The sequence below is a fragment of the Pseudoduganella sp. RAF53_2 genome, assembly GCF_052113985.1.
Lineage (GTDB): Bacteria > Pseudomonadota > Gammaproteobacteria > Burkholderiales > Burkholderiaceae_D > Rugamonas.
This window is the reverse complement of the sequence record NZ_JBFRDW010001064.1, coordinates 1-1,099: the sequence shown is the minus strand read 5'-3', so window position 1 is coordinate 1,099 and position 1,099 is coordinate 1. Positions and strand designations below refer to the sequence as shown.

Here is a 1,099-nt window from a genome sequence, read left to right as displayed (position 1 = left end):
TCATCGACCTGGCGGACCTGCCACAGGTCATTGCGTTGTTTGCAGAACTGTTCCCCGCAGGCCACCGTCCGGCCCGCACGATCTACCAAACGGGCAGATTGCCATACAACGCCCGCATCAAGGTCGCCGGTACAGCGATGCGCGCTGCCGCAGGCCGGGTGCCAGCCGGCCGCGGTCTTAACAACTGTCCGGAATGGGCGGCTGCTGCCGCTCAGCGGACATCGTGTGTCAAGTTAAGATCTGAGCTAGTACCACTTATGCAGCGACGTAGTGGCCCTGAGCGGCACGACACTTGTCCTTGAAAAAAGTCCAAGCAGCTTCGGCTACTTCCAGATCCGCGTTCTGTTGGCCTACCAGCTTGTTAATCCATGACGGGTAACGCTGGGCGATACTTGGCTCGGCATGCCCACCATCGATGATCTTGTAGAGACCGACCTGCAGCTTCGTTGGGTCACCTCCCCACAGGTAAAGAACCACACGAGTCTTATCCCAATCATGTCGGTGCGCGAGTTCCGATACAGCAGACGTTTCGGTTAGTCCTGCCAGCTCGCACCAGAACCGCGCACTGTCTTCAATACTGCTGACCTGGTCGAGAAAGCGAAGTGCATAGAAATATTTCCCACCCGTGTATGGCATCAGCGGATCAGCTGTCGCGCCAATGATTAGCGCCGACAACGGCTTCGACGGCATCCGCACACGTTCAGGCGGAGGCATGCAGGCCAACACTGCCGAGAAGGCCGCTAACTTATGTGGAATCTCGGCAGCGATGCGATAAGCCAGCAAGCCTCCGCGCGATACGCCCATCACATACACACGTTCCGGATCCGCTTCATGTTCAGCAATGGCGTGGTCGATGATTGCGCTGATAAAGGCTACATCATCTTGTTTCGCCACGCGCGCGTCACTGGCGAAACAATCACTCCACCCGTCCTCGCCAGCGTCCGCAGCAACGACAACGACATCGTCGCGTTCGGCGATTTCAAGCCATACCGAGAGCGGTGACGGCGGAAACGCCATACCAAAGAGCTGTTCGGCCGTGGCTCCGGTTCCATGAAGTGCGATTACTAGCGGTCTCTTGCTGCATGGTGTTTTGCTGGGT

The 1,099-nt window shown here is 57.8% G+C and carries 1 protein-coding gene; it reads right to left on the bottom strand.

Going from position 1 to position 1,099, the window contains the following annotated elements:
- Positions 1 to 255: 255 nt before the first annotated feature.
- Positions 256 to 1,099 (bottom strand): alpha/beta hydrolase family esterase (locus AB4Z11_RS32335; protein WP_442030363.1); only part of this gene is annotated, 844 nt, incomplete at its 5' end.